Origin of the sequence: Paenibacillus nasutitermitis (genome assembly GCF_014641075.1) — a bacterium.
In the GTDB taxonomy this organism is placed as follows: Bacteria; Bacillota; Bacilli; order Paenibacillales; family Paenibacillaceae; genus Paenibacillus_Z; species Paenibacillus_Z nasutitermitis.
The window spans coordinates 51,072-77,820 of record NZ_BMHP01000002.1 but is presented as its reverse complement, the minus strand read 5'-3'; the positions used below and the strand labels follow the sequence as shown (position 1 = coordinate 77,820).

Below are 26,749 nucleotides of genomic sequence, written 5' to 3'. Positions count from 1 at the left end.
CTTCCTCACAGTCTTTCATAGTATGGAGAATGAAAGCGCAGAGGGGGCGGTTGTAATGCCAGTTTTGGATACAGGGATGCTGTTAAACCGTAATTATCCGCATTCGATTACACTTGCTGTCCGGATTGTGAACAGAGGCAAACATCGGGCTGTTATTGGCATTAAACGCTACAGTCTCTCCACACCCCTAGCAGAGGGAGCGGGTACGGGCGATTTCGGCAGTGAGCAAACAGAGCTGATCAAGCTGGTCACGCTCGCCCCCGCTCCTCTGAATGAGTCTGGCTTCACCATTAATCATTCCGTGCATAATCTTCAAGCTTACGGCATTCTAGTCGTTGCAGGAGGGCCAGGAGGAAGGGATGTGACTGCAAGCGCAGTTGAGCTTGATGGAAATGGACAAATGATCCATGTCTATCCGTTGACAACTTCGGGGGGAGTGAACAGTTATGAGAATGGAATCGCTTGTGTTGCGAATCATACTCAGCATAGTTTGACTCTTATCGACAGCTCTACCGATAGACAGATATCGACCATTCCTCTGCCTGCGGGCAGCGGTCCCAGGCAGGTAGCCATCACACCAGACGGCACCACGGTTTTTGTCACTTGTCCTGGCGATAAGACAGTGAAAGCGATCGATACCCGCGATTCACGGATTATTGGGGAAATTCGTCTTCCGCTGGGGGCCGTTCCTTTGGCGATTACTGTGTCTCCGGATGGTTTAACCGCATTCATAACGACCCTTGTAGAGGATTATATGATTCTTGTTGATACGGAGACTCTTGCCATAATCAAGCTCATCCGGCTTCCGGCAGGAAGCGATCCCGCCTGCATGGCCGCTGCCCCCGACGGTAAACGTGTGTACTGCTGCCTAATAAGCTCCGGAACAGTGGCGGTCATCGACACGACTAAACGCGCGATCGCCGCGCTGTTCCATTTGCCTGAAGGCAGTCAGCCGTCTGCCGCAGCCCTGACACCCTGCGGATCCTTCCTGTATATAGCGGATATTTATTATAAGCGGATCTATGTCATGCGTGCTTTATCCGGAGTCATTGAGAAGTCACTGGCTTTAAACCCGGGAAGCGACCCATCGAGCATTGTTCTTACTCCTGACGGGGCTCTTGCCTATATAGCGTGCCGGGGAAGCGATGAAATTGCAGTTGTCAACCTTGCCCGCAATGAATTGCTCACCACAATCGATCTGCCGGAAGGCAGCCAGCCCAGTGATCTGGCCATTACAGGCGACGGGTCAAAGGTATACGTGACAGTGCTTACATTTGGGTATATTGCGGTTATTGACACCCAAAATCATATGCCGGTCGCGGTTCTGCCGACAGGAAGCTTCCCTTCCGGGATCGCGGTAACGTCTATTATGCTCTTGTAAGGACTGCTTTTCAGATCGGGATGATACAAACCAAAAAAATGGTGATACCAGGTCAAGGCCTGTACCACCATTTTTTACGATTTTATATAGATAATTCAAAGGTTTGCAGGCAAGCTTAAGCCTTATCGGCTTCGTGGATGGGCAGCCATTCCAGGACACGCTGTATCTTGTGATCCCAATAGCCCCATTCATGAGAGCCAGGCTCTTCTTCATAGGATAGCGGAAGGTTCAGGGATTCCGCATGAGAACGGAAACGTTGATTATCCGCATACAGGAAGTCTTCGGTTCCGCAGCATTGAAACAGTTGCGGGGGCTTCGTGTGGCCGGCCACATCGGTGGCAAGCTTCATCAAATCGTTGGGGCTGCCTTTAAGCTGGTCGGGGCTTCCGTAAATCAAGTCAAAGTCTTTGCTGCGCTCCGTGTACAAGCTGGATAAATCCAGCGCGCCAGACAAGCTGGCTGCCGCGGCGTAACGATCGGGATGACTCAGAGCAAGCTTGAAGGCGCCATAACCGCCCATGGATAAACCAGCGACATAATTGTCTTCCCGGCGGTCCGATAGTGGAAAGAACGAGCGTGCTAGCACCGGAAGCTCTTCGCTGATAAAGGTCCAATAATCCATGCCGCTCACCATATTCGTATAGAAGCTGCGCGAAACGGCAGGCATGACGACAGCAATTCCCAGCGGAGCGACATACCGCTCAATTGAAGTGCGGCGCAGCCAAATGGTATGATCATCGGACAAGCCGTGCAGCAGCAGCAGCGTCCGGTGTTTGCCTTCCGATGATCGCGTATCCATGCCAATCTGGGAATAGGTCGTCTGAGGCAAGATCACATTCATCGACGTATTGAGGCCCAAAGCCTCGGAGAAAAAATCACATTGTATAAGTGCCATTACTATCTGCCTCCAAGCTGATTTAATTGTTGTGTCCACACTTTATTTTCCACAAAAACAATCCATTTCCTCCCGTTCACACGGAGCCGGAAGAAGTATAATGAAGCTTCAATGAGCGAATAAAAGATAAAGAAAGAGGTGATCCATCAGATGACGAAATCGATCGAAGCCGCCGCTGCCGCTAGGGCATCAGCATTCAGGAGGCTTGAAGAACAAGCTGCCGAGCATTTGCGGGCTGGTAAAATCAAGGACGCGGTTGTTCTTGTTGACGGGCAGGCGGCCTGAAAGTGGCATGAGAACGGTGAGGACCGCGTTGGAGCCGTGTACTCCCTGACCAAAAGCATTTTATCTGCCCTTATCGGCATTGCCATCGGCGAAGGCCATATTCAAAACGTCAAACAACCGATCGCGGACTATTTCCCTGCGCTTGCGACAGCCGCAGACCCTCGCAAGCGCAGCATTCTGGTTGAGCATCTGCTTACGATGACCCCTGGCCTGGATTGGCCGGATTTCGATAAACCATACTGGAAAATGAAACGCACCCCGGACTGGGTTTCGTTCATCCTGAATCAGCCTATGGCCCATACGCCAGGGGAAGCATTCACCTACAACTCCGGAGGTTCTCATCTGTTATCGGCAATACTTGCGAAGACTACGGGAGAATCCGTATATGACTATGCCAAACGGCATCTTTTTGACAAGCTCGGTTTCACCAGGCCGCGATGGAACAGCTCAGCTGGCATACATGAAGGAGGAGCGGGACTTCATCTGCGTGCCCAGGACATGGCAACATTCGGTCAGCTGTTTTTGCAGAAGGGCAATTGGAACGGACAGCAGCTTGTGCCAGCTGAGTGGGTGGCAAACTCCACGTCAATCCACAATCCGGGACTGCATCAATACGAGCCGCCGATTTTCGGTGAATATGGCTATCATTGGTGGGTGACTCCCGAGGATGGCACAATCCCCGGGCATTATTTTGCCAAAGGGTATGGCGGCCAATATTTGTTTGTTATGCCGGAGCTTGCGCTTGTCGCTGCCATACGCAAGGAGCCGGAAGGAAAAAGCCGGGCCATCTGCTCCAAGCAGCTTTTCTATGAATGGATTATTCCTCTTGCAAGGGAGAGAAGAAGATAATCCGGTTGCCAAACGGGTCCCCGATCAGCAGCTCAAGGGTATCCCATGGCGTTTCTTCGAGCCCGGGCCGGGCGTATTTGTATTGCTGCTCCAGCAGATGCTTGTGATAGGAACGAATCCCCGTCGTGGCAATACGAACGGCAGAACCCGGGGTGGCGTCACCATGATGCTCGGATAGATGAAGCAGGCAATCCCCAAATGAAACCGCCATATAAAGCGGGAAATTCTCCTCAAAGCGGTGTTCCCAATCCACCTTGAAGCCAAGAAAATCCACATAAAACTCTCTGGCTTTGGACTCATCAAAAATACGGAGTATCGGAGTTACGCTGTGCAAGCTGTAATCGGCTGCCATTGATAGATTCCTCCTAACTTGTTTGATCTATGAATGAGCATTGCATTGAATTGCAATTCATGTCAAGTCCGTTCATATTCCGTTCAAAAAATAAAGCTATGCTCATTCAGGAGCTTCAAAAAGCAGGTTTGATTAAGTATAGAAGGAGAGACTTGATATGGAAACATCAACAGAAGCCATACCTGGCAGTAAAGAAACTGCAAAAAAAGGAAACTGGAAATTATTCTTGAAATTAATCAGACAGACCAAACCATCGGTCCCCATCCTGACGATTGCGGTCATCATGAGCATCGCCTCGACACTTGTGGCATTGGTTATTCCTTTATTCACCAAGAATCTGGTCGACGGCTTCTCGCTGAGCAATTTGAGCTTTGGCCAAATCGGTCTGATCGGGATCATCTTTGTCATTCAGACCATTGCGAGCGGCCTGTCGATTTACATGCTGAACCGGATCGGCCAGAAAGTTGTTGCCGAGCTGCGCGACAGGCTGTGGAAGAAGCTGCTCGTGCTGAAGGTCAGCTATTATGACAACCACCGGACAGGAGAGACGATCAGCCGGATGACCAATGATACCGGTGTCGTCAAATCACTGATCGCCGAGCATATGACCGGCTTTTTCACAGGCATCATATCCGTCGTCGGATCCATCATCGTGCTGTTCTATATGGATTGGAAAATGACCGCTGTGATGCTGGGCGTCATTCCCGTTGCAGCCTTGTTCATGGTGCCGCTGGGACGGCAAATGTTCAAAATATCCAAAGGACTGCAGCAGGAGACCGCATCCTTCACCACAGTTCTGACCCAGGTCTTGTCGGAAATCCGCCTAGTCAAATCCTCCAATGCGGAATCCAAGGAATATGGGAACGGCAAAGCGGGCATTACAAATTTGTTCCGTTTCGGCCTTCGTGAAGCGAAGGTGCAGGCGCTGATCGCACCGCTGATGTTTTTCGTCATGATGATGCTGCTGGTCGTCATTGTCGGTTACGGCGGTATGCGGGTGTCCTCGGGAGCTTTGTCCGCGGGCGCGCTGGTTGCGTTCATTCTGTATCTGATCCAGATCGTAATGCCGATGAATCAGATTACCAGCTTCTTTACCCAATTCCAGAAAACAATCGGGGCTACAGAACGGATCATTGAAATCCTCGAAATGGAGGAAGAGGATCACACAAGCGGGAAAGCAGTCGAACAGCCCAATCAGGTGATTACGATCGACCATGTGTCCTTCGCCTATGGACAGGAGGAGCCGGTTATCCATGACCTCAGCTTCAAAGTGAATCCGGGCTCGGTCACTGCGATAGTAGGTCCAAGCGGAGGCGGAAAAACGACATTGTTCTCGCTGCTGGAACGCTATTATGAACCGGTCTCAGGCACAATCCGGCTGGGGGAGGACGAGATCAAGAGCTTCTCGCTCCAGTCGTGGCGCAGCCAGTTCGGATATGTATCGCAGGAAAGTCCCCTTATCGCCGGAACGATTCGCGACAATATCTGCTATGGAATCCACCATGAAGTATCAGAAGAGCAATTGAGGCAGGCAGCGAAAATGGCCTATGCTGACACCTTTATCAGCGAGCTGCCCAAAGGGTACGAAACCGAGGTGGGGGAGAGGGGGATCAAGCTCTCCGGCGGCCAGAGGCAGCGAATCGCGATTGCCCGGGCGCTGCTGCGCGATCCGAAGATTCTGATGCTGGACGAAGCCACCTCTTCCCTGGACAGCAAGTCCGAGGTTGTTGTGCAGGAGGCGCTCAAGAATTTGATGCACGGGCGGACAACCCTTGTGATCGCCCATAGATTGTCAACGGTTGTCGAAGCGGAGCAGATCTTATTTATCGAGAAAGGGCGGCTGACAGGCAGCGGCACCCATGAGGAGCTGCTGCGATCTCATGCTATGTACCATGAATTTGCCACTCAGCAGTTGCGGCTGAATGATCATGACGATTATGTTAAACTTTCTGTATAGACTTCTCGTCTTAGAGGAAGTTGTACAATAACGGAAAGCTGACGTAAAAGGATGAGATAAGTGAGCAAACAAATATTAATTGTCGACGACGATCCCAAGATCGCCCAATTAATTGAAATCTACCTGATCAATGAAGGACTCTCCATCATTAAGGCAAGTGACGGTTTGCAGGCGCTTGCGCTGATGGACACGGAAAGCGTCGATCTGGTTATTCTGGACATTATGATGCCAGGACTTGACGGTCTTGGCGTATGCCTTCGCATCCGCGAGAGCAAGACCACGCCTATTCTGATGATTAGCGCGAAAGACGGCGATATGGATAAAATTACGGGACTGATGACAGGCGCCGATGATTACATGGTTAAGCCGTTTAATCCGCTGGAGCTGGTTGCGCGCGTGAAATCGCTGCTCAGACGAACATATTACCAGTCCCAGCCCAAGCAGCAGGCGGATCATAACGTCATTCAAATTCAGTCGCTGGAAATTGACAAGCTGACCCACAAAGTGACGTTCGAAGGGCGGATTATCAAGCTGACGCCCATTGAATTCGGCATCCTGTTCCTGCTTGCCAGCCAGCCAGGGCGTGTATTCAGCTCCGAGGATATTTTCGAGATGATCTGGAAAGAAAAATATTACGAGTCGAATAACTCTGTCACCGTTCATATGAGCAGGCTGCGCGACAAGCTCGTAAAGGAAATGGACGGGGAGAAGCTGATTCATACCGTCTGGGGGGTTGGCTACAAAATTGAAGCTTAGATGGGTCATTCCTCTGCTCTGGAGTTGTATACTCTCGGTAGCGGTCTTGCTTGTATTGATGTTTGGCGCGCTGTATCTCCGGAATACCCTCGTGTTTGACGTCAGTTTAAGAAGAATTTTATACGGGATCTATGAGGGAATCGGGTACCAAAATGCTTTGATTATGTTTTTTATCCCGATCTTTCTCATCATGCTCTACATTTTCTTCAAACGCGACCAGCGTCTTCGTCATGCGGAATATCTGTACCAGATTTCGGCTAATGTCCAGCATATAGCAAGCGGCGACTTTACGTATAAAATTCCGGTGAAGCAGGAAGGAGAGCTTGGCCAGCTTGCCTACAATATCAACCGGTTCGTAGAGCAGCTGCAGCTGTCGCTTGAAGAGGAACGCCGCGCCCAGCAGACCAAGAACGAGCTGATTACGAATGTTTCGCATGATCTGCGCACACCGCTCACCTCGATCAGCGGTTATCTGGGATTGATCGAACAGGATCTGTACCGCGACGAAGTAGAGCTGCGTTATTATGTATCATTGGCCCATGAAGAGTCGGAGCGGATGAGTCAGATCATTCATGATTTATTCGAATTTACCCGGCTGCGAAACCACGAGTTCAAGCTTCAGGCGGAGAGAATCAATCTGGTCGAGATGCTCAATCAGCTTATTGAACAGTTCCAATTGCAGCTGGAGCAGGCTCAAATTACTGCCCGCCTGCAATTCGAAGAAACCTCCTTGTTTGTATATGCGGATGGCAACCGGCTGCGCAGAGTCTTTGAGAATTTGATTACGAATGCCATTTTGTATGGAAAAGACGGCAAGGTTCTGGATATTTTCGGCCGCAAAATAGAGGGCGATATCCAACTGGATGTGGTTAATTACGGGGAAGAAATTCCGCAATCGGATCTGCCGCATATCTTTGACCGTTTCTATCGGGTTGAGAAATCCCGCTCCACACATACGGGCGGATCGGGCCTGGGACTTGCAATTGCCAAGCAAATTGTCGAAATGCACGGAGGTACGATTCAGGTCAACAGCGATATCGAGCGCACGGTATTTTCGGTGAGACTCAAGGAACTATAATTTACGATGAACATGGGACAGAGGGGTCCAAAGAATAAAACCTTTGGATTCTGCTGTTATTTTTATTAAGAAAACCGTAATCATTTCGTTATCTTTTCTTATCCGGGCATTAAGGGCTTGGTTTCATAATGGGGGTATCAGCATTTGATCACTTTCCATTTTGGAAAAGTAAGAGGAGCTAACGAGGCTATGGTGAGTGCCGCATCCCTAAAAAAATCGGTTCAGTGGGTCATTTTATTCACATTGGTATACGCTATGATTGCTAATTGGGGACTAATGAGAGAGAAGACATCCAGTCTGGTGCAAGGACTGTCCAATCTCAGGCAGACAGGCTTGGGCTCCCCGCTTGGAACGGTACAAGGCGATGCTGTTCTGTTAATGGATGAGAAAACAGGGAAAATCCTGTACGGCAAAAATCCGCATACGCGAATGTATCCGGCGAGCACAACCAAAATTCTGACCGCGCTTATCGCGCTTGAGAAAGGCAATCCGGATAAAATAGTAACGGTCGGCGATGAAGCCGGACTGGGCAATTCCGACGAAAGCACGGCTGGATTATATGAAGGCGAGCAGCTCACACTGCGGGATTTGCTCTCAGCGCTATTGCTTCCATCAGGCAATGATGCGGCAAGAACAATAGCCAGACACATTTCAAGTATTGAACTGGGAAGGGAAGTCAGCAGCGAGGAAGCCAATGAATATTTTTCCGGGCTAATGAATAAGAGGGCGAAGGCGCTTGGCGCAAACGAGTCCCATTTCGTCAATCCGCATGGGCTTCATGATCCGGGTCACTATACTACAGCGTACGATATGGCGGTCATCGCCAAAGAAGCACGCAAAAATAAGTTGTTCAAGCAGATTGTCAATGAAAGTGAACGAACTCTGGTGAGGGACGAACAGTCCCAATCCTTCGTGAACCGCAATAAACTGATTCAGAAACAGGATGAGAACTATTACGCGGGCGCCACCGGCATTAAGACCGGATTCACGGAAAAAGCAGGATATTGTCTCGTTGCTTCCGCCAGCCGTCAAACGACCAGCTTGATTGCAGTTGTCCTGCATTCGACTAAAACCACCGTATGGCTTGATGCCAGAACGCTGTTGGATTATGGATTTACTCTTAATAAGACTGACCCGGTTCCCAGACCTGAAAAAGCGATGTAGTTCATACAGCAGACAGGCGGAAAAAGGTTTATACATTCTCACTGATAATTATTATCATTAATGGTTATACTGTTGGCATCAGTAATTGAAGGAAGCAAGAGCGGACCTGCCTTCTGGCAAAGGCTGCCCGCTCTTACAGTGTCTATATTTTGGATTCAAAGGTTTTGCAGTCTGTTTCTTCGGAGTTGCTGGCTTGCTTGCTGCGGTTATTGACGACATAGATCGAAGATGCGGAGCAGTGGTTGCCTGCTGTCCAATACTTGCAGGAGTTCACTTCGCATAATACATCTTTAGCCATGTTAGGATTCACCTCCCGTCCATCTATTTAGGATGGGCGTTTTCGTACTGCTTTTATACCTCTTGCTGCCATGTAATTAATCTTGATTTCAAGGGGAGTCGTAAGTTACGATATATGGAAGAAAGAGAGCTGGCGGATTCCGAGCTGTATGCTGCATGCATCGATTGGGCGATTCAGGAAGTGAGAGCCAAACGACCGGAAGTGAAATTAAAGGTATACCGGGAGCTGACAGCAGGACAGCGCGGGTTGTTCATGTTCCGCGTCTTGCATGATCACGCATACGGGAGTGTCGGGGAATTCTACGGCTGGATCTCTTGTTTGCTTGCCCAGAATGGGCAGTGGGATGAAATTGTGAAAGCAATAGAACATGTGCACGATGCGGAGATGCTGAGACTTCTCGAGGAAACGCGAAGCATACTGGATAACCGGAATAGAAGAGTCGGAGTAACCTATGATACGGTGTCCATAAGCGACCTGGTGTCGGACCCGTTATTACGGAAGCAAATGACCGGATTATACAACCGCTTCCTTCATTCAGCATCCGGCACTTTCGCCCGAATGGCCGATTACATCCGCAAGCATGCTAATGAGTTTGTGGTATTGGAATAATACTTGCAAGGTGGACTTGCCGAATTGGCAGCCTTGCTTTATTATAAAAAAATAGTAAATAACGGCGATGGAGTTCGCCACAACCGCCTCCGGGCTGATGACTCCTACCAGTACATTACTGGTAGGAGTCTGTTTTTTTTATGCCATTGTTAAAGGAGGCCGCGGCTCATGCAAGAAGGGAATTCCGGGAACGTTTCTTCTTTCTTAAAGCGGTGCAAAGCATATCTGGAAGCCATTGGGCGTTACGTGGTATCGGGGGGCTTTTTGAAATGGATCTGTTACGGCGCAGCGATCGGCATCCTGACCGGGTCGGCTTCCGCATTGTTTCTTGCAGCGCTTGAAACCGCGACACAGAAGAGGCTGGAACACCCGTGGCTGCTTTTTTTACTCCCGTTTGGCGGTGCGTTTGTCAGTTATGCGTACCTGAAATTTGGGGGCAGCGCAGTCAAGGGCAATAATCTGATTCTGGAGCAGATTCACAGTCCACAGGAACGAATTCCACTTCGGATGGCGCCGCTCGTGCTGCTCGGCACGGTTGTCACTCATTTGCTGGGCGGATCGGCGGGGCGGGAAGGGACTGCCGTACAGATGGGAGGCAGCTTGGCGGAATGGGTTGGGAAGAGGCTTAAAGTTGGTGATCCGGATCGCGCTGTGCTGTTGATGAGCGGGATTAGTGGCGGCTTCGGTTCCGTCTTTGGCACTCCGCTTGCCGGAGCCATCTTCGGCTTGGAGGTTATTGCGATCGGAAGAATCCGGTTCAAGTCACTGCTTCCCTGCCTGACCGCAAGCTTCGTAGGGGATCTCGTCACCAAAGCCTGGGGGATCAAGCATATCCAATATGCGATGGGCGATGTGCCGGCTATAGGGTGGCTTGTCTTGGCAAAGGTGCTGGCCGCGTCGGTCTTGTTCGGTTTAACCAGTCTGTTGTTCAGCAAGCTCACGCATGGGTTTAAAGGGCTGTTTACCCGTATAATACCTCATGCGGCACTTAAGAGCTTCATTGGCGGTCTCATTATTATCGGGCTTGTTTATGCCGCTGGAACCCGCGATTATTTGGGACTCGGCATTCCCTTGCTGGTCGAGTCCTTTCAAGAGCCCGTCCAAGCCCTGGCTTTTCTCTGGAAGACTTTGTTTACTTCCATAACCTTGGGCGCTGGCTTCCAGGGAGGAGAGGTGACACCGTTGTTCGTGATTGGCGCAACGATGGGAAATGCCCTGGGCAGCTTGCTCCAGCTCAGCCTGCCGTTCATGGCCGGGATCGGGTTGATTGCCGTATTCTGCGGAGCGACGAATACCCCCCTAGCCTGTTTTATTCTCGGCCTCGAATTATTCGGTTCCGATGCGATGGTTTATCTATTAATCGCAGCTATCGTCAGCTATTTGTGCTCCGGTCATTCCGGAATTTATTCCGCTCAGCGCATCGGGATACGAAAAACAAGATGGCTGGGCGTTGATGCAGCTCTTGCTTTGGCACAACGCCATAAGAAATCCAAGCATAAAGACAAATGAAAATATAATCATGTTTCGTGGGAAGGAGAAGCAGCCCATGAAAATCGGTATCGTGGGAGATTATAATCCGGCTTATCCATCGCAGAAGGCAACACAGGAAGCATTGATTCATTCCGCATCCCGCCTGAGGACTGAAGTCGAGATGAAGTGGATCGCTTCATCCGGCGCGGCTGATAATTGTCCGTTGTACAACGGGTTATGGATTGCGCCTGGTATACCGGAATCGGTCGAAGGCATTCTTCACGCCATACAATATGCCCGGGAGCGTCAGATCCCGTTGCTTGGCACTTGCGGCGGTTTTCAATATATGGTTATGGAATTCGCCAAGAACATGCTGAAGCTGGAGGATGTGGGACATGAAGAGCGTAATCCGTCTGCAACAAATGTGCTGATCAATAAGCTGGAATGTTCTCTTGCAGGAAAGAGCGGAACGATAAAGCTCCATCATGATTCCAAGGTACATGACATCTATCAACGCGAAGAAACAACGGAGGAATTCAGATGCCATTATGGGTTGAATGCTGCCTATTTGCCTGCTCTTAAAAGTGCTGGCCTGCATATTTCAGGAAGGGATGAACAGGGAGAGCCGCGTGTCATCGAATGGCCCGAGCATCCCTTTTATATCGGGACTCTTTATGTTCCCCAGCTTCGTTCGGCTCCCGATTTCCCGCATTGCCTGATTGACGCCTTCCTGGTTCAGGCGATCCGATTGCGAAATGCGAACTAGCCGTGGGAGGCGGACGGCACCTTTTTCACAAACGTTTCCATCCCATTTTCAGTTAAAATGAAGATAGTTCCCGCCACTACCTAATGACAAAGGAGAACATGAAGTTATGATTCTGTTCGAATCCGGAGGATTGGCAGTAAGACAGCTGAAAGCTGAAGATGACGTGCTGCTGTGCAGGTGGCTCAGCGATCCGGCTGTACTGGCCTACTATGAAGGCCGCGACCGGCCCCAGAACTTGGCCGCGATCAGGGAGACTTTCTTTAACCGGAAGGATGAAGATACAACCTGCTGTATCATCACATACGACAACAACGATATTGGCTATATTCAGTTTTATCCGATTGGAGAAGACGAACGGACGGAATACGGATATAGCGATTTCAGCGGCAATATAATGGGGATGGACCAGTTCATCGGAGAAACCGTTTATTGGAACAGGGGGATCGGAACGCAGCTGATCACGGCCATGAAGGACTTTCTGCAAAACCATAAGCACGCGGACAAGATCGTTATGGACCCGCAAGTGTGGAATCATCGGGCCCTCCGGGTGTATGAGAAATGCGGATTTATCCGGAAAAAGCTGCTGCCGAAGCATGAATGGCATGAAGGAGAATATAGGGATTGCTGGCTGATTGAGTTTGATTGCAGATAATTGGCGATCCGGTAGCTGTTGAATCCGAATTTGATGCTTTTGGAGCTTGAGGATAACGTCGGCGTAGGTCAGTACGGACAGACAAGGGCTGATTTTTCAGGGTGAAGCGGGCTTTTATAAAATGATGCTTCGTTGACGCGGTTTTTTTGAAGGATAGCTTGACCATCGAGGAGGAACAAATCCAAATGCGTACCCATAAAAGCATGCCTTTGCAATCATCGCAAAATGAATACGGCGGAGGAAACGGAGCGGCTTCGCAACTTTTGGTTTCCAGGGCGAATCATTTTATCTCAACCTTATCACCGCTCGAGCAAGATCTGCTGATGTATGAGTTCAATGCCGCGGACATGGCTGTTTGGTCTAATCTTCCCTTGCGAGATGCCGCCCGCCATGGCCTGAAATTTGGCGATCTTAACGCTGGAAGTCTGGCAGCAGCCAAAAAGCTGGCTGAAGCGGCGCTTAGTGCTGAAGGGTATGAAATGATGCTCTCGATTATCGAAGCAGACGAATATTTGAGGCAGGATGCAGGAGGAATGCAATGGGGCAGCGAGCTCTATTTTATTGCGATCTATGGTCAGCCGTCTAAAAACAAGCCATGGATGCTGCAAATCACCGGGCATCATCTGGCGCTGAATATGGTTTGCAATGGGGAGCGGACCAGTGCTACGCCGATGTTCGTTGGCGTGGAGCCGCAGACCTTCACGGTGGATGGACTGGAATATGCGCCGATGGAGGGGAGAATAACAGCCATTCAAGCGATGCTGCACGACTTGAACGAATCGCAGCTGGCAGCCGCCCGGTTGGAAGGGGAGCCCGGAGATATTACGCTCGGCCCCGGCAGGGATGGCGATTTCCCGTCAAAGCCGCAAGGGCTAAGTGTCTCGCTGTTGGGACCTGATCAGAAGCAACAGGTTGTGCAGGTTATTGCATCCTGGGTTAAATCCGCATCAAATCCATCTGCATTGGAGTTACTGGATGCCTACCTGTCCGATGTGGCTTTGGATCAAACCTGCATTGGATGGAAGGGAAGCACGGATATCAAGCATAGCTGCTCGTATATCAGGATTGTTGGCCCGCGCCTATGGATTGAGTTTGCAGGCCTAAGGGGAGCTGCCTATCATGACCAGATTCAGATTCATACCATTTGGCGCGACAAAACCGCCGATTACGGCGGATGCTTCGAGAGGGCATAAGACTTTACACAGAGGTGAATGCTGATGAATGTTGAGTTAAACCGAGACTGGTTATGCCGGAAATTCCAGGAGATTAAATTGCGCACGGTGAAAGCGCTGGATCAATTAACGGATGAAGAAGTAAATGCATCCCCTGATCCTTCATCTCACAGCATTTCCGCGCTTATTCTTCATATTCACGGAAATGTGCAGGAGCGGATCTTAAAAGGGATTCTCCAGCAGGAGGCTGATCGGGGAAATCCTTGGAAACCGGCGTATATGACATGTGCTGAATTAGTACACTATATTCAAACCGATATGGACACTGTGATCCGTGCGGTCAATAGCTTGAAACCTGAACAATGGCTGCATACGCAAACCGTGAGAAACAGAGAACGAACCCACCTGGATATGCTTCATCAATGTGCCGCCCATTATTCCGAGCATATGGGGCAGATTCTTTATCTGACCAAATGGTTACGTAAAGAACAGTACAAGTCGACTTCAATTTGACAATCATCAGAATCCGGAAATGAACGGGGGAAGCAATATGACTGACGGGAATCTTACACTCCATACCGATAAATATCAGATTAATATGATGTACGCGCATTGGGTGAATGGCACCTGTAATGACTATGCGGCATTCGAGGTCTATTTCCGCAAGCTTCCTTTTGGCAACGGTTATGCCGTGTTTGCCGGACTTGAACGTGTTGTCCGCTATATTCAGGAGCTGCGCTTCGGCGAACGGGAGATTGCTTATCTTCGGGAGCAGGAGGAAAATTACGACGAAAGTTTTCTGGACATGCTGCGGGAATTCAGGTTCACGGGCGACCTATATGCTGCCGCAGAAGGTTCGCTTGTTTTTAGCAATGAGCCGATGCTGCGGGTGGAAGGTCGGATTGTTGAGGCGCAGCTCGTAGAGACCGCGATACTTAACATGGTTAACTATCAGACCCTGATCGCAACCAAAGCCTCGCGAATCAAGCAGGTTGCCACTGATGACAATCTCATGGAGTTCGGCACGCGGCGGGCGCAGGAAACGGAAGCTGCTGTCTGGGGTGCCCGGGCGGCTTACATAGCAGGTTTCGATGCGACTTCAAATATGCGTGCGGGCATGCTGTTCGGCATCCCGACACAGGGGACTCACGCCCATTCCTGGGTGCAGGGACATGATACGGAGCTTGAAGCGTTTGAACGTTATGCTGAAGCGCTGCCGGATCACGTTACGCTGCTGGTCGATACGTATGATACCTTGAAAAGCGGAATGGTTAATGCCATTAAAGTTGGGCTTAAGCTGAAGGCTGCCGGGAAACACCTTAAAGCCGTCCGCCTGGACAGCGGAGACCTCGCCTATCTGTCCAAGCAGGCGCGGATCATGCTGGATGAAGCCGGATTGCAAGAGGTGCGGATCGTGGCATCCAATGATCTGGACGAGAATATCATTTTCAATTTAAAAGGTCAGGGTGCGCGAATCGACAGCTGGGGTGTCGGTACACAGCTGATTACAGCCTCTGACCAGCCTTCGCTTGGCGGTGTTTACAAGCTCGTGGCGCGCCGCTCAGCAGGGGAAACCGAATGGACGCCAGTTATCAAGATATCGGGAAACCCGGAGAAGGTAACGACGCCTGGTATCAAGAATGTGTACCGGATAATTAACAATGAGAACGGCAAAGCAGAAGCCGATTATTTGGCCTTGCCGGATGAAACCGATATTGAAGAAGGAAAACCATTAACATTGTTCGACCCGATTCATCCCTATTTGCGCAAGGAAATCTCCGATTACAATGCAATTCCTTTGCTTCTGCCAGTCTTTCGTGATGGTGTTCTACGAACGGAGCCGCCGACCCTGGACCATATACGCAACTTCCATAAGGAACAGCTGCAGATGTTTTGGCCCGAGCATTTGCGGAAGCTCAATCCCGAGCATTATCCTATCGATCTGAGTCCCAAAGCCTGGCAGCTCAAAATGGATTTGATCCAGAAGTATAGATGAACCCATATCCCCTCCATAACTCCACAAGCTGACGCCGGTTGAATGCCAATGGCAGCTTGTGGGCATGTGTATGGGCTCCGTTATCTCATTTCATTAATTTCGGTATTGACTGAAATTAATGAAATGAGATAGAGTTAGCTAATGGCCGGAAATGGAATGGAGAGAGAAAGAAAGCAATGTGCAAAGGAGAAGGAATATGAAGCTGGCAGAACGGACAATTCAAAAAGATGGTTGTGATATTCATTATTGGCTGACACCCGATCATGCTGGTCCATGGATCATTTTCCTTCACGGTGCCGGAGCTGATCATCGAATGTTTGATGATCAGCTTGCATTCCTGGATATAAAGTACGGGGTGCTTCTTTGGGATGCGAGAGGGCATGGACGTTCAAGACCCATGGGCGTGGATTTTAGCATAAAACTATTGGTGGAAGATATGTTGACTATTATGAATACAGAAGGAATCGCTAAAGCGACGTTTGTCGGTCAATCCATGGGAGGGAACACAGCCCAGGAAATTATCTTCCATTATCCAGAACGAGTTGACAACCTGGTATTGATCGATTGTACGTGTAATACCATGAAGCTTAGGACAACAGAAAAGTGGGCAATCAAGTTAACACCGTTGTTCTTATCCATGTATCCCTGGAACCTATTGGTTAAGCAAAGCGCGTTAGGAAGCTCTACGAAACCTCACGTTCAATCGTATTTAAGAGATTGTTTTATGTCTGTCGGAAAACAAGATTTTCATAAGATGTTTATCGAGACTACAGCTTGTTTGCATGAGGATGAGAATTATCGAATCAACAAGCCACTTCTTCTGATTTGTGGAGAGCATGACAACACAGGGAATATTAAAAAAATAGTCATGAACTGGGCAAGTCGTGAGCCCAAGTGTGAGTTCCATTGGATAGCAGATGCAGGTCATTGCGCCAATCAGGATAATCCTGAAGCTTTGAACAAGCTGCTTCTATCGTTTCTGGAAAGAAACAGCCCGCTTGCCGCCGAATATTAGGAAAAGAAGGAATGATTAATACTATGGAACAAACAACACGATTGACTCAATCAACTCAAAAATTCATCGACAAACTAGGTCTATATTATGAAAGCTATGCTATTCCGCGAATCGGCGGGAAAATATTAGGGTTATTGCTTATCGTTACGGAGCCCATATCTGCGGAAATGATAACCAAAACATTAAAAGTCAGTCGTAGCAGCGTTTCAACGAATATCCGGTTGTTGCTTTCTAACGGGTTAGTCGATATTTTCCAAAAAGCGCAGGATCGAACTGATTATTTCGTATTATCCGATGATACCTGGGAAAATGCACTACGTATGCGCATGGAAGGTTTTAATGAGCTCAAACGAATCGCTGAACAAGGTATTCAAGCAGTCGATGAAACCAATCTCACACCGAATGCAAGGCTTAAGGAAATGATTAAATGGACGGGAATGATGCAAGAATTACATCAAGATGCTGTGATTAAATGGCGATCTGCTCAATTAAATAAGGAGAAATAATGATTTCATGTGAATATAGTTCATGATGGGTTTGATCCAGCAGCATAGTTGTTCCGGTTTCCTTTCAATTGATAAGAGAACCTTGGTGTCATTCACACATCAAGGTTCTTTTGTATGTTTTTTGCCCACTTGTCCATGAATTTCTTTTAAGCAACCTCTGATCTGGCGTTGCGCGGATTCCCGATACCCGGCACCTGACAGGAAGTTTTTGAACACTTCCGACTTCATTTTCAAAAAAGGTTCAGATTCGTATTATATAAATATAATAAGTCTATAGACTTAGTTCTATAGACCTGTATAGAATATAACGAAAGGGCATGAAAAGTTTAGTATCCCGTATCGGGAAAGCAGGATTGGAGGGAAGGCCTATTCATCAGTACATATGGATCATTATTATTGCGGCAGGCGGCTTGTTGCTGAGCGGAGCTGCAATAGTTGGCTCTCGTATAACCAAATGTTTATCGCAAGAAGCTCGGATACTACCCGAAGGCGAGGGTATGAACGGGGAAAAGAAGAACATACGCATGATTGAATATATGGCTTTTCATGATGAGCTTACCGGTTTGCCCAACCGAAGACTGTTCAACCACAGTCTTATGGAAGCGATTGAAGAGAGCAAGCTTGCGAATACTACGTTCGCTTTGCTTGTTCTTGATGTTGACCGGTTCAAGCTGATCAATGATTCCCTCGGTCATACATACGGCGACCTGTTTCTGAAAACATTGAGTGAACGCCTGATAGCCGCCAGCGAAAATATGGAGTCCGTGGTTGCACGAATGGGCGGGGATGAGTTTGCGATCATTTGCGGCTCTGCGAACGTGCAGACAGCGGAAGTGCTCGCTGACCAGATATTGAATGTGCTCAAGCAGCCTTTCCATTTGAAGGCTAACGATTTCTACATCTCGGCAAGCATCGGAATCGCACGTTATCCTGAACACGGGCAAGATTCCGGGGAACTGCTGCGCCTGGCCGATGCCGCCATGTATGAGGTAAAGAAGAATGGCAAAAATGGCTACCGCTATTATTCGGAAGACCTGGACAAGCTCCTCACGGAACGATTCGAATTGGAACGCGAGCTGGGCGAAGCCATAGGACGCCGCGAGCTGTTGGTGTATTATCAACCGCTGATCCGTGTGGAGGACAGGCATATGGTCAGCGTAGAGGCGCTGGTCCGCTGGAACCATCCGACCAAAGGCCTGTTGCTGCCTGAAACGTTTATTCCGATAGCCGAGGAGACGGGATTGATCCAGGAAATCGGCACTTGGGTCTTGCGTGAAGCCTGCCGCCAAATGGTTCAGTGGCATAAAAGAGGAGGCCCGTTGATTCCCGTTTCGGTTAATTTGTCCGCGCATCAGTTCCAACAGGCCGATCTGGTGCACAATATTGAGGACCTGCTGGCTGAAACCGGACTGGAAGCCAGGTATCTGGAGCTTGAAATTACCGAAAGCATGATGATGGACCCGACGGCTTGTCTGGATAATCTACATGGGCTAAGCAGGCTGGGCGTCAGAATCAGCCTTGACGATTATGGTATGGGGTACAGCTCTCTACATGATTTGAAGATATTCCCCATTCACAAGCTTAAGATCGATCGGTCGTTTATTTCCGATATGACTGTGAGCGACATGGACAAAGCGATTGTGTCGACGATTATTTCCATGGCTTATCATTTGAAGCTGGATGTGGTGGCGGAAGGAATCGAAACCAAAGATCAGCTGGATAGTCTGGCTTACAACCTGTGCAAAGGAATACAGGCGCAGGGTTATTATTTCAGCCGTCCACTATCAGCCCGCCAGGTGGAGAAGGAGTTTTTTGTGCCGCTTCGTTTCTAATCCCCTGAAAGCTAAGATTGGCAAAAATAGGGCGGCGGTCAAAAGGATTCCGTGTGAAAATGGAGAACTAGTAAAGGCTGAGGCTTGGAGCTAATTCCTGACATGCAAAGCCTCCGGCAGCTGCATGATAACTTATCAAAAGACGAGAGGATGGCTGTGACATGAAATTTCCAATAGCACTTCAGCCGTACACGATTCGCGAGGAAATGGCGCAGGATTATGCGGGTTCGCTTGAGAAAGTAGCAGCGATCGGTTATAAGGGAGTTGAGCTTTCCACTCCGCCGGAAGGCATGAGTGTCGGGGAGGTCAAACAGATTCTGGAACGGACTGGTCTGCAAGTCATCGGCGCACACTGTTCGCTTGAACAATTGACGAGCGGCTTGGATGAGCTGTCTGCTTATTTGCATGAGGTAGGGGGTACATATGCGGCTTTGTCTTACAAATTCGATTCGAAGCAGCATGTGCTGGAGATGGCAAAGCGGTTCAACGAAATTGGTGAAAACTGCCGCAAGCATCAGATTCAGTTTCTCTACCACAATCATAACTGGGAGTTCGATCAGTTCGATGGCGAATCTGTTCTGGATATTTTGCTGCGTGAAACCGATCCGGAGCTCGTGAAGCTCGAGCTGGATGTCTACTGGGTGAAACGGGCAGGTATTGAACCTGCGGACTATTTGCGCAAGCTGAAAGATAGATGTCCGCTCCTTCATATCAAGGATATGGAGGCTGGGGAAGAGCAATTTTTTGCCGAGATTGGCGAAGGCATACTGGATTTTCGTGAAATTGCGTCTGTCGCTGAGGAAATCGGAACCAAGTGGCTTGTCGTGGAACAGGATTTAAGCCGCAGAGCCGCGATGGAAAGTATTGCAATCAGTTACCGCAATCTTGGCAAGCTGGACCTGATCCAGGAATAGGCTGAACGTTAATTTGCCGGCAGCTTGAAGACCGCTACCTTATGGGGGAGCGGTCTTTTTGCTAATTCTATTATTTGAACCATCAACAATAAGGTTAGGAAGTTTGGCCATGCACCCATTTTCCCATTATAGATCAGTTCAAAATACGCTCATTTTTTTTCATCTATTTTTAAGGAAATTCAGTTATAATAGAGCTAATTGTGCTATAGGAGGGTGTCTGTGCAGAACAAATCGGAAATTAAACTGACAAACAAAGCAAGAAGAGAGCAAGAGAGAAAAAAGAAACAAAAACGCATGCAGATTATTATGTGGACAACAGGGGTTTGCTTTATCGCTATAATTGCAATCGCTATAATTTTCCAGCCGAAAGCCAAACCGCTTGAGGTGGCTTATGATCAGCTTCCGGTGATGGGTCAGGCCGATGCGCCGGTCAAGATCGTGGAGTTCGGCGATTACAAATGTCCATCATGTAAATATTTTGCGGAACAAATTATGCCGCAATTAAAAGCCGATTATATCGATACCGGCAAAGCCTCGCTTTATTTCATGAATGATACAATTATTTGGGAAGATTCCACCACTGCAGCATTGGCTGCCCAAGCCGTATTCCATCAGAGCAATGATGAATTCTGGAAATATTATGAGGCGTTATTCAAAAATCAGCAAGCGGACGAGCATGCCGTGTGGGCAACACCGGATTTTCTGACCGAGCTCGCAAAGAGCAATGAAATCAAGGTCGATTACGACAAGCTGCGAACGGACATCGAGAACCAGACCTACCTTGACGAAGTGAAGCAGCATACTAACTTCGCCCAGAGAGACGCCAAAGTCACAGCTACGCCGACTCTATTGATCAATGGCGTTAAATTTGAGAATGTGTTCGATTATGCGGCATTGAAGAAAGCGATTGACAGTGCAATAGGTGAATCGTAATGCGGGCAAAGATCCATTCGCTAAGTTTATACTTATCGTGGGTCGTCGCTATGGTTGCAGTTGGCGGCAGCCTCTTCTTCAGTGAAATTATGGGGTACGAGCCCTGCAAGCTGTGCTGGCTGCAGCGGATCTGCATGTACCCGCTGATTTATTTACTGGGGCGCGCCAGCTACCTGAACGACCGTAAAATCATTGGGTACGCGCTTCCGCTGAGCATTCTTGGGGGATGTATCTCACTCTATCATTATATGGAACAGAAGGTTCCCGGCTTCGCCGATATCATGCCTTGCACGAGCGGGATTCCCTGCAGCGGCGATTATATCAACTGGCTCGGATTCATCACGATACCTTTCCTTGCGCTGATCGCTTTTATTCTCATAACGGTGTTTCTGTTATTGGGAAGAAGCCGCGGGGCTGAGACTGAGGAAGCTTAATAAGTTCATCTGATGCGGCATCTGCTGCTCAGAAGACGATACAATTCAGAAGCTGCGCAATGCGCGGCTTTTTTTGGGTGCTCTTCGATGTCCTTCCTTTGTTAACAAATGCTAGATTGACGCAACGGCAGCATGGTAGTACTGGATATTGATCCAAGCCGAGAGAACGACCCTTGTCTGCAGGAGGGGGTATCCTTGATCGGCGATACGCTAAGTGAGCTTGGCATCTCTTCCATTCCCAAAACTTCGGGTGCGACGGGCTTGTAGAGAAGCAGTCTCTAGGCGGCATCATCGATTTTATCCGGAAACGTTCCGTTTAGAACAGTGGAGGACAAGTGGCGAAAATAACCAGTCTATGTCAAAATATGTTTCGTATACGCTTTAGTTGTCCAATATCTATTATAGAGGTTGATGAAAATCACCTGGAACTGCATTCACAGGTTACATACAGACAGACGGGAAGGAGGCAGTTATATGCGTAAAATTATGGTATTTGCCGCCGTCGTTTTTCTCATGATGACCCAATTGAGCTTCGCTAACGACAATGACTATCACCCTGTACCGAATAATCCGAAGACGCATACCGCTTTTATAAATAAGATCGATGAGGACAACGGAAAAACGTATCTCACTGTTGACGATATTCAATGGTTTGAGGGGGATGCCGCGAATCAAGTATTTCTGAAACATAACAAGGATTCCGGTCTGGATGAAGCCCCGGATCAATATTATATTCTGAACGAAAGCAGCGAGTTGCACACTTACGAGGTTTCTGGCAATGCCGAGGTGATCATGCAGATTTATAACAGAACGGGGAATCTGGACGAATTGGATGTTACCTGGAATGAACAAATCGATCTGAACAAGCTAAGCGAAGCTTTTGCTGACAATGACACCTTTGATCTTGGCGCATATCCGTTTCATTTGACGATTGAAAACAATAAGGTTGTAAAAATCGTTCAACAATATATCCCATAGATTTTGTCGTATCAGGACAGAATATGGAAGGGAAGGACCTTGTTCTTGCAGCAAGGTCTTTTTTGAATGCAATCTTCTTTTCTCGGGACCTATACAGATTTTGACTTAGACCTATACCGATATTGATTTGTTCCCCGGTACATACTTGCGTATAATGATATAGGGATGAGCTTATGTAACATTAATAAACAGGGAAAGAAGCAAGTCTAAACCATTTATCTAACATAATCGGAGGTAAGCGGTAATGAAGACGGAGCACGATATCAGTCAGTCACCATGGCATTTTTATTATGGACCCAATCTAGGCTATATACAGGAAGTGTATGAACAATATCTAAAAAACCCGGATGATGTCGATTCCTCGTACAAGGAACTGTTCCAACGATGGGGTCCTCCATCATCCCCGGCTTCAGCTTCAGCCGTACAAGCCTCTTCCGTTACGAACGGAGCGGCGGCTGTTCAAACAACCATTTCCGCAGATCCCGCGTTTTTGAAGAAAGTCGTCGATGCCGGGAAGCTGGTTAGAAATATTCGTACTTACGGGCATTTGGCAGCACAGAACGATCCGCTTGGTCTTTCCAACAGTACGGATACGAGCTTGCTCAAACCAGAGACCTTTCAATTGACCCGCGAAGATTTGAAAGCCATTCCCGCTTCGCTCATATGGGAAGAAGCTCCCGAATCCATTCAGAACGGCTGGGATGCGCTGCAAAAGCTTCAAGAAACCTATACGCAGTCGCTCGGTTTTGAGTTTGGACATATTCACGAAGAGAATGAACGGATCTGGCTTAACCGCCAGGCGGAATCAGGAATGGCCGCAAAGCCGCTATCGGTAACAGAGCGGACGGCGCTGCTCAACCGGCTGATCGAGGTCGAGCAGTTCGAAACTTTCCTGCAGCGCGCTTTCCTTGGACAGAAGCGGTTTTCGATTGAAGGAAACGATATGCTTGTCCCCATGCTGGACGAAATCGTACGTGAGTTAGCTCATGACGGTGCCCGGCATATTTTGATGGGGATGGCCCACCGTGGACGCCTGAACGTATTGACTCATGTCTTGGGTAAGCCGTACGGGACGATTTTTTCGGAGTTCCATCACGCGCCTAATAAAGACCTGATTCCGTCCGAAGGTTCAATCGGCATCAGCTTTGGCTGGACGGGAGACGTGAAATACCATCTTGGCGCCCATCGTTCCGTAAAAGCGGGAGAGACCGTTGAAACGCGCATCTCGCTGGCAAATAACCCAAGTCACCTGGAGTACGTGAATCCGGTTGTAGAGGGTTTCACGCGCGCTGCCCAGGACGACCGGTCCAAGCCGGGATATCCCGTCCCAGACTTCGGAGCTGCTGCTGCTGTGCTGATCCATGGCGATGCTGCTTTTGCCGGAGAAGGGATCGTAGCGGAATCCCTGAACTTTAAGAAGCTTCAAGGTTATGAGAACGGCGGTACGATTCATATCATCGTCAATAACCGGATTGGTTTTACAACCGAAAGCAGCGATTCGCGCTCGACGCATTACGCCAGCGACCTGGCTAAAGGCTACGAAATCCCGATTGTCCATGTGAGCGCGGATGATCCGGAAGCCTGTATTGCCGCAGTCCGCATGGCTTGCGAATATCGCCATAAGTTCCATAAGGATTTCTTGATCGATATGATCGGATACCGCCGGTATGGCCATAACGAAACGGATGATCCGGAGACGACCCAACCGCTGCTTTATCAGAAGCAGCGCAATCATCCGCGCGTCGTATCCATTTATGAGAATGTGCTCAAGAGCAAGGGCTTGATTACGGATGAGAAGCTGGAAGAGACCAAACAGGCAGGGCTGAGCCGTTTGCAGGCGGAGCTGGATTTGGTCAAGGACAATGAAAAGCAGGGCAAAATCGGCAGGATGGATACGAGCGCCCGGCTGCGCAGCAAGGAAATCAATACCGCTGTGCCTCATGACAAGCTTCGTTCCATCAATGCGAATCTGTTGAAATGGCCGGAAGGCTTTACCGTATACGGAAAGCTGGAGCGTATTCTGATGCGCCGCTCCGATGCGCTCGACGAAGGCGGCAAGGTAGATTGGGGACAAGCGGAAACGCTGGCTTTTGCCACCATTCTGGCTGACGGCAAGCCGATCCGTCTGAGCGGTCAGGATTCCGAGCGCGCAACCTTTGCTCACCGCAACCTGGTGCTTCACGATCCCGTGACCGGCGCAACGCATTGCCCGCTACACACATTGCCGGAAGCGCGCGCTTCATTCGCGGTCTACAACAGCCCGCTCTCTGAAGCAGCTGTACTTGGCTTTGATTATGGATATAATGTCCATTCGCCGGAAACGCTTGTCATATGGGAAGCCCAATATGGGGACTTCGCCAATGCGGCTCAAGTCATTATCGATCAGTTCCTGTCAGCAGGACGAGTGAAGTGGTCTCAGAATTCCAGTCTGGTTATGCTGCTTCCTCATGGATATGAAGGTCAAGGTCCGGAGCATTCAAGCGCCAGACTGGAGCGTTTCCTTTCGCTTGCGGCTGAAGACAACTGGACGGTTGCCAACTTGACATCGGCTGCTCAATATTTCCATTTGCTGCGGCGCCAGGCTGCAATAACGAATACGGAAGAGGCCAGACCGTTAATCGTAATGGCACCTAAGAGCCTGATCCGCAACTCGCTTGTTGCTTCCGACTCGAAAGCGTTGAGCGAAGGAGCCTTCCAGCCTGTTCTGGAGCAGCCGGGACTGGGCAGCAGCGCCAGAAAAGTGGAAAGGCTAATTCTATGCAGCGGCAAGATCGCAATTGATTTGGCAACTGCACTGGAAGCCGGCAAGGATGGGGAAAACGCAGAAACTAAAGATTGGAGCTGGCTGCATATAGCCCGCGTTGAGCAATTATATCCTTTCCCCAAAGGGGATGTAGAGCGCATTATTGCACGATTCCCGAATTTGAAGGAAATTGTGTGGGTACAGGAAGAACCGCAAAACATGGGCGCCTGGAATTACATCGAACCGCGTATCCGCGCACGCGCACCACGCAAATCGGCCGTTCGTTACATCGGACTGCCTAAACGATCCAGTCCTGCGAGCGGTTTTCAATATATTCATAACATGGAACAGCAGCGCATCATTTCAGTCGCTTTGAACCGTGGCACATTAACAGTTAATGCGAAGGAGGATAACGGCGATGAGTGATATTAAAATACCCGAAATGGGTGAATCAATCGTAGAAGGCACAATATCCAAATGGCATGTTAAAGAAGGGGATCAAGTCGGTCAGGGCGACGTACTGGCGGAGCTTGAAACAGACAAGGTAAATATGGAAATCAGCGCCGAGCAAAGCGGCGTCGTAGAAAAGATCCTCCGTCAGGAGGGCGAAACCGTAAGTGTGGGCGAATCCATCGGCGTGATCGGAGCCGGATCAGGCGGCGCTGCCAAACCGGCAGCTTCCGCTGGCGGAAGCGGGCAGGAAAATGCACCGTCCCAGCAGAAGGAAGAGCCGGCCAAAGCTGCTGCAGAAGCAACTACAGCACCTGAGTCTAATAAAGAAACGGCTGGTGACAGCTCTTCATACAATGCATCGCCGGCTGTCAGGAAGCTTGCGCGCGAACGCGGCATTGATCTGAGCCGCATTACGCCAAGCGACCCGCTTGGCCGTATCCGCGAAGAGGATATTAAAGCTTACGCTGACGGCGGACAGAAGCCTGTCGCTAGCGCCCCGGCAGCGGCAGCGCCTTCCGCTCCGGCAGCAAGCGAGCCTGGCAAACCGGTAGAGCGTCGCAAAATGTCCCGCCGCCGGGTGACGATCGCCAACCGTCTGGTAGAAGCGCAGCGCACAGCAGCCATGCTGACTACCTTTAATGAGGTTGATATGACCGCTATTCTGGATATCCGCAAAAGACGGAAAGAGGACTTCCATAAGAAACATGATGTGGGACTGGGTTTCATGTCCTTCTTTACCAAAGCGGTTGTCGGTGCGCTCAAGGCTTACCCGCTGCTCAATGCAGAGATTCAGGGCGATGAAATTGTCGTCAAGAACTATTATGATATCGGAATTGCCGTTTCTGCGAAAGAAGGACTCGTCGTTCCTGTCGTCCGTCAAGCGGATACGTTAAGCTTTGCGCAGATCGAGAAGCAGATCGGCAGTCTGGCTGAGAAAGCCCGTTCCAACAGCCTTGCGCTGAATGATCTCCAAGGCGGAACCTTCACCATAACAAACGGTGGCGTGTTCGGTTCCCTGCTATCGACACCTATTCTTAATGCGCCTCAGGTTGGTATTCTGGGCATGCATAAAATTCAACTTCGTCCTGTTGCCATCGACGAAGAGACTACCGTCAACCGGCCGATGATGTATGTCGCGCTTTCTTACGACCATCGTATTGTAGACGGCGCCGAAGCGGTACGTTTCCTGGTCACGCTCAAGCAGCTGCTTGAGGATCCGGAATCCCTTCTGCTGGAAGGTTAATAACCTCTAATAGGCCAA

At 49.3% G+C, this 26,749-nt stretch carries 26 protein-coding genes, 1 pseudogene and 1 riboswitch; of the genes and pseudogenes, 24 read left to right on the top strand and 3 right to left on the bottom strand.

Going from position 1 to position 26,749, the window contains the following annotated elements:
- Nucleotides 1–55 precede the first annotated feature (55 nt).
- Entirely contained in the window at nucleotides 56–1,381 is a 1,326-nt protein-coding gene (locus IEY46_RS10430; RefSeq protein ID WP_188991973.1) for a beta-propeller fold lactonase family protein, read from the top strand.
- A gap of 115 nt (nucleotides 1,382–1,496) precedes the next feature.
- Here IEY46_RS10430 and IEY46_RS10425 read toward each other — a convergent pair whose 3' ends face one another.
- Nucleotides 1,497–2,276 (bottom strand): alpha/beta hydrolase, encoded by a 780-nt coding sequence (locus IEY46_RS10425; protein WP_188991972.1) that lies wholly within the window; start codon nucleotides 2,274–2,276, stop codon nucleotides 1,497–1,499.
- Between the two features lie 150 nt (nucleotides 2,277–2,426).
- On the opposite strand from IEY46_RS10425, the gene IEY46_RS36750 reads away from it, so the two are divergent.
- Both IEY46_RS36750 and IEY46_RS10420 read left to right on the top strand, forming a co-directional pair.
- Complete coding sequence (locus tag IEY46_RS36750) at nucleotides 2,427–2,561, top strand: hypothetical protein (protein ID WP_268239502.1); 135 nt, start codon at nucleotides 2,427–2,429, stop codon at nucleotides 2,559–2,561.
- A gap of 30 nt (nucleotides 2,562–2,591) precedes the next feature.
- Nucleotides 2,592–3,410, top strand: a pseudogene (locus IEY46_RS10420) (serine hydrolase domain-containing protein); the annotation flags it as partial.
- Here IEY46_RS10420 and IEY46_RS10415 read toward each other — a convergent pair.
- A complete protein-coding gene (locus IEY46_RS10415; protein ID WP_188991970.1) occupies nucleotides 3,379–3,762 on the bottom strand; it encodes a glyoxalase superfamily protein in 384 nt (127 codons plus the stop codon). The pseudogene IEY46_RS10420 and the gene IEY46_RS10415 sit on opposite strands and share 32 nt — an antisense overlap.
- A gap of 157 nt (nucleotides 3,763–3,919) precedes the next feature.
- Between IEY46_RS10415 and IEY46_RS10410 the strand changes: the two genes are divergently transcribed.
- The 4 genes from IEY46_RS10410 to IEY46_RS10395 all read left to right on the top strand — a co-directional run bounded on the left by IEY46_RS10410 (nucleotide 3,920) and on the right by IEY46_RS10395 (nucleotide 8,717).
- Nucleotides 3,920–5,719 carry an ABC transporter ATP-binding protein gene (locus IEY46_RS10410; protein WP_188991969.1) on the top strand — a complete coding sequence of 600 codons (1,800 nt, stop codon included), beginning with the start codon at nucleotides 3,920–3,922 and terminating at the stop codon, nucleotides 5,717–5,719.
- Between the two features lie 60 nt (nucleotides 5,720–5,779).
- Nucleotides 5,780–6,475 (top strand): response regulator transcription factor, encoded by a 696-nt coding sequence (locus IEY46_RS10405; RefSeq protein WP_188991968.1) that lies wholly within the window; start codon nucleotides 5,780–5,782, stop codon nucleotides 6,473–6,475.
- Nucleotides 6,465–7,553 (top strand): sensor histidine kinase, encoded by a 1,089-nt coding sequence (locus IEY46_RS10400; RefSeq protein ID WP_229750220.1) that lies wholly within the window; start codon nucleotides 6,465–6,467, stop codon nucleotides 7,551–7,553. Before IEY46_RS10405 ends, IEY46_RS10400 begins: the two co-directional genes overlap by 11 nt.
- A gap of 189 nt (nucleotides 7,554–7,742) precedes the next feature.
- Nucleotides 7,743–8,717, top strand: a complete 975-nt coding sequence (locus tag IEY46_RS10395; protein ID WP_229750219.1) for a D-alanyl-D-alanine carboxypeptidase family protein — start codon at nucleotides 7,743–7,745, stop codon at nucleotides 8,715–8,717.
- A 142-nt stretch (nucleotides 8,718–8,859) separates the two neighbouring features.
- Here the strand turns inward: IEY46_RS10395 and IEY46_RS10390 are convergent, their stop codons facing one another.
- Nucleotides 8,860–9,015 (bottom strand): DUF1540 domain-containing protein, encoded by a 156-nt coding sequence (locus IEY46_RS10390; protein WP_188991966.1) that lies wholly within the window; start codon nucleotides 9,013–9,015, stop codon nucleotides 8,860–8,862.
- 114 nt (nucleotides 9,016–9,129) lie between these two features.
- Between IEY46_RS10390 and IEY46_RS10385 the strand changes: the two genes are divergently transcribed.
- The 17 genes from IEY46_RS10385 to odhB all read left to right on the top strand — a co-directional run bounded on the left by IEY46_RS10385 (nucleotide 9,130) and on the right by odhB (nucleotide 26,731).
- Entirely contained in the window at nucleotides 9,130–9,624 is a 495-nt protein-coding gene (locus IEY46_RS10385; protein ID WP_188991965.1) for a hypothetical protein, read from the top strand.
- A 54-nt stretch (nucleotides 9,625–9,678) separates the two neighbouring features.
- A riboswitch (Fluoride riboswitch) is annotated at nucleotides 9,679–9,738 on the top strand.
- Between the two features lie 54 nt (nucleotides 9,739–9,792).
- Nucleotides 9,793–11,133 carry a voltage-gated chloride channel family protein gene (locus tag IEY46_RS10380; protein ID WP_188991964.1) on the top strand — a complete coding sequence of 447 codons (1,341 nt, stop codon included), beginning with the start codon at nucleotides 9,793–9,795 and terminating at the stop codon, nucleotides 11,131–11,133.
- 37 nt (nucleotides 11,134–11,170) lie between these two features.
- The gene (locus IEY46_RS10375; protein ID WP_188991963.1) at nucleotides 11,171–11,860 is read left to right on the top strand and encodes a CTP synthase C-terminal region-related (seleno)protein; all 690 of its coding nucleotides are present in this window, start codon (nucleotides 11,171–11,173) and stop codon (nucleotides 11,858–11,860) included.
- 106 nt (nucleotides 11,861–11,966) lie between these two features.
- Nucleotides 11,967–12,512: a GNAT family N-acetyltransferase gene (locus IEY46_RS10370; RefSeq protein WP_188991962.1), complete on the top strand. Its 546-nt coding sequence runs from the start codon at nucleotides 11,967–11,969 to the stop codon at nucleotides 12,510–12,512.
- Between the two features lie 185 nt (nucleotides 12,513–12,697).
- Entirely contained in the window at nucleotides 12,698–13,705 is a 1,008-nt protein-coding gene (locus IEY46_RS10365; RefSeq protein WP_188991961.1) for a DUF3500 domain-containing protein, read from the top strand.
- A gap of 24 nt (nucleotides 13,706–13,729) precedes the next feature.
- The gene (locus tag IEY46_RS10360) at nucleotides 13,730–14,197 is read left to right on the top strand and encodes a DinB family protein (protein ID WP_188991960.1); all 468 of its coding nucleotides are present in this window, start codon (nucleotides 13,730–13,732) and stop codon (nucleotides 14,195–14,197) included.
- Between the two features lie 37 nt (nucleotides 14,198–14,234).
- Nucleotides 14,235–15,680 carry a nicotinate phosphoribosyltransferase gene (locus tag IEY46_RS10355; protein WP_188991959.1) on the top strand — a complete coding sequence of 482 codons (1,446 nt, stop codon included), beginning with the start codon at nucleotides 14,235–14,237 and terminating at the stop codon, nucleotides 15,678–15,680.
- Between the two features lie 196 nt (nucleotides 15,681–15,876).
- Nucleotides 15,877–16,695, top strand: a complete 819-nt coding sequence (locus tag IEY46_RS10350) for an alpha/beta fold hydrolase (RefSeq protein WP_188991958.1) — start codon at nucleotides 15,877–15,879, stop codon at nucleotides 16,693–16,695.
- 11 nt (nucleotides 16,696–16,706) lie between these two features.
- Complete coding sequence (locus tag IEY46_RS10345; RefSeq protein WP_229750218.1) at nucleotides 16,707–17,201, top strand: GbsR/MarR family transcriptional regulator; 495 nt, start codon at nucleotides 16,707–16,709, stop codon at nucleotides 17,199–17,201.
- Between the two features lie 497 nt (nucleotides 17,202–17,698).
- Nucleotides 17,699–19,033, top strand: a complete 1,335-nt coding sequence (locus IEY46_RS10340) for a putative bifunctional diguanylate cyclase/phosphodiesterase (protein WP_229750217.1) — start codon at nucleotides 17,699–17,701, stop codon at nucleotides 19,031–19,033.
- Nucleotides 19,034–19,194: 161 nt separating this feature from the next.
- Nucleotides 19,195–19,947, top strand: a complete 753-nt coding sequence (locus IEY46_RS10335) for a sugar phosphate isomerase/epimerase family protein (RefSeq protein ID WP_188991955.1) — start codon at nucleotides 19,195–19,197, stop codon at nucleotides 19,945–19,947.
- A 219-nt stretch (nucleotides 19,948–20,166) separates the two neighbouring features.
- Nucleotides 20,167–20,880 carry a DsbA family protein gene (locus IEY46_RS10330; protein WP_229750216.1) on the top strand — a complete coding sequence of 238 codons (714 nt, stop codon included), beginning with the start codon at nucleotides 20,167–20,169 and terminating at the stop codon, nucleotides 20,878–20,880.
- Nucleotides 20,880–21,314, top strand: a complete 435-nt coding sequence (locus IEY46_RS10325) for a disulfide oxidoreductase (protein WP_188991954.1) — start codon at nucleotides 20,880–20,882, stop codon at nucleotides 21,312–21,314. Before IEY46_RS10330 ends, IEY46_RS10325 begins: the two co-directional genes overlap by 1 nt.
- Before the next feature lie 132 nt (nucleotides 21,315–21,446).
- A complete protein-coding gene (locus tag IEY46_RS36745; RefSeq protein WP_268239501.1) occupies nucleotides 21,447–21,581 on the top strand; it encodes a hypothetical protein in 135 nt (44 codons plus the stop codon).
- A 207-nt stretch (nucleotides 21,582–21,788) separates the two neighbouring features.
- On the top strand, nucleotides 21,789–22,292 hold the full coding sequence (locus tag IEY46_RS10320) for a hypothetical protein (protein WP_188991953.1): 504 nt from the start codon (nucleotides 21,789–21,791) through the stop codon (nucleotides 22,290–22,292).
- Nucleotides 22,293–22,536: 244 nt separating this feature from the next.
- A complete protein-coding gene (locus IEY46_RS10315; protein ID WP_188991951.1) occupies nucleotides 22,537–25,461 on the top strand; it encodes a 2-oxoglutarate dehydrogenase E1 component in 2,925 nt (974 codons plus the stop codon).
- Nucleotides 25,454–26,731, top strand: coding sequence for a 2-oxoglutarate dehydrogenase complex dihydrolipoyllysine-residue succinyltransferase (gene odhB, locus IEY46_RS10310; protein ID WP_188991949.1), 1,278 nt, complete (start codon nucleotides 25,454–25,456; stop codon nucleotides 26,729–26,731). The genes IEY46_RS10315 and odhB overlap by 8 nt, the downstream gene beginning before the upstream one ends.
- Nucleotides 26,732–26,749: the final 18 nt, after the last annotated feature.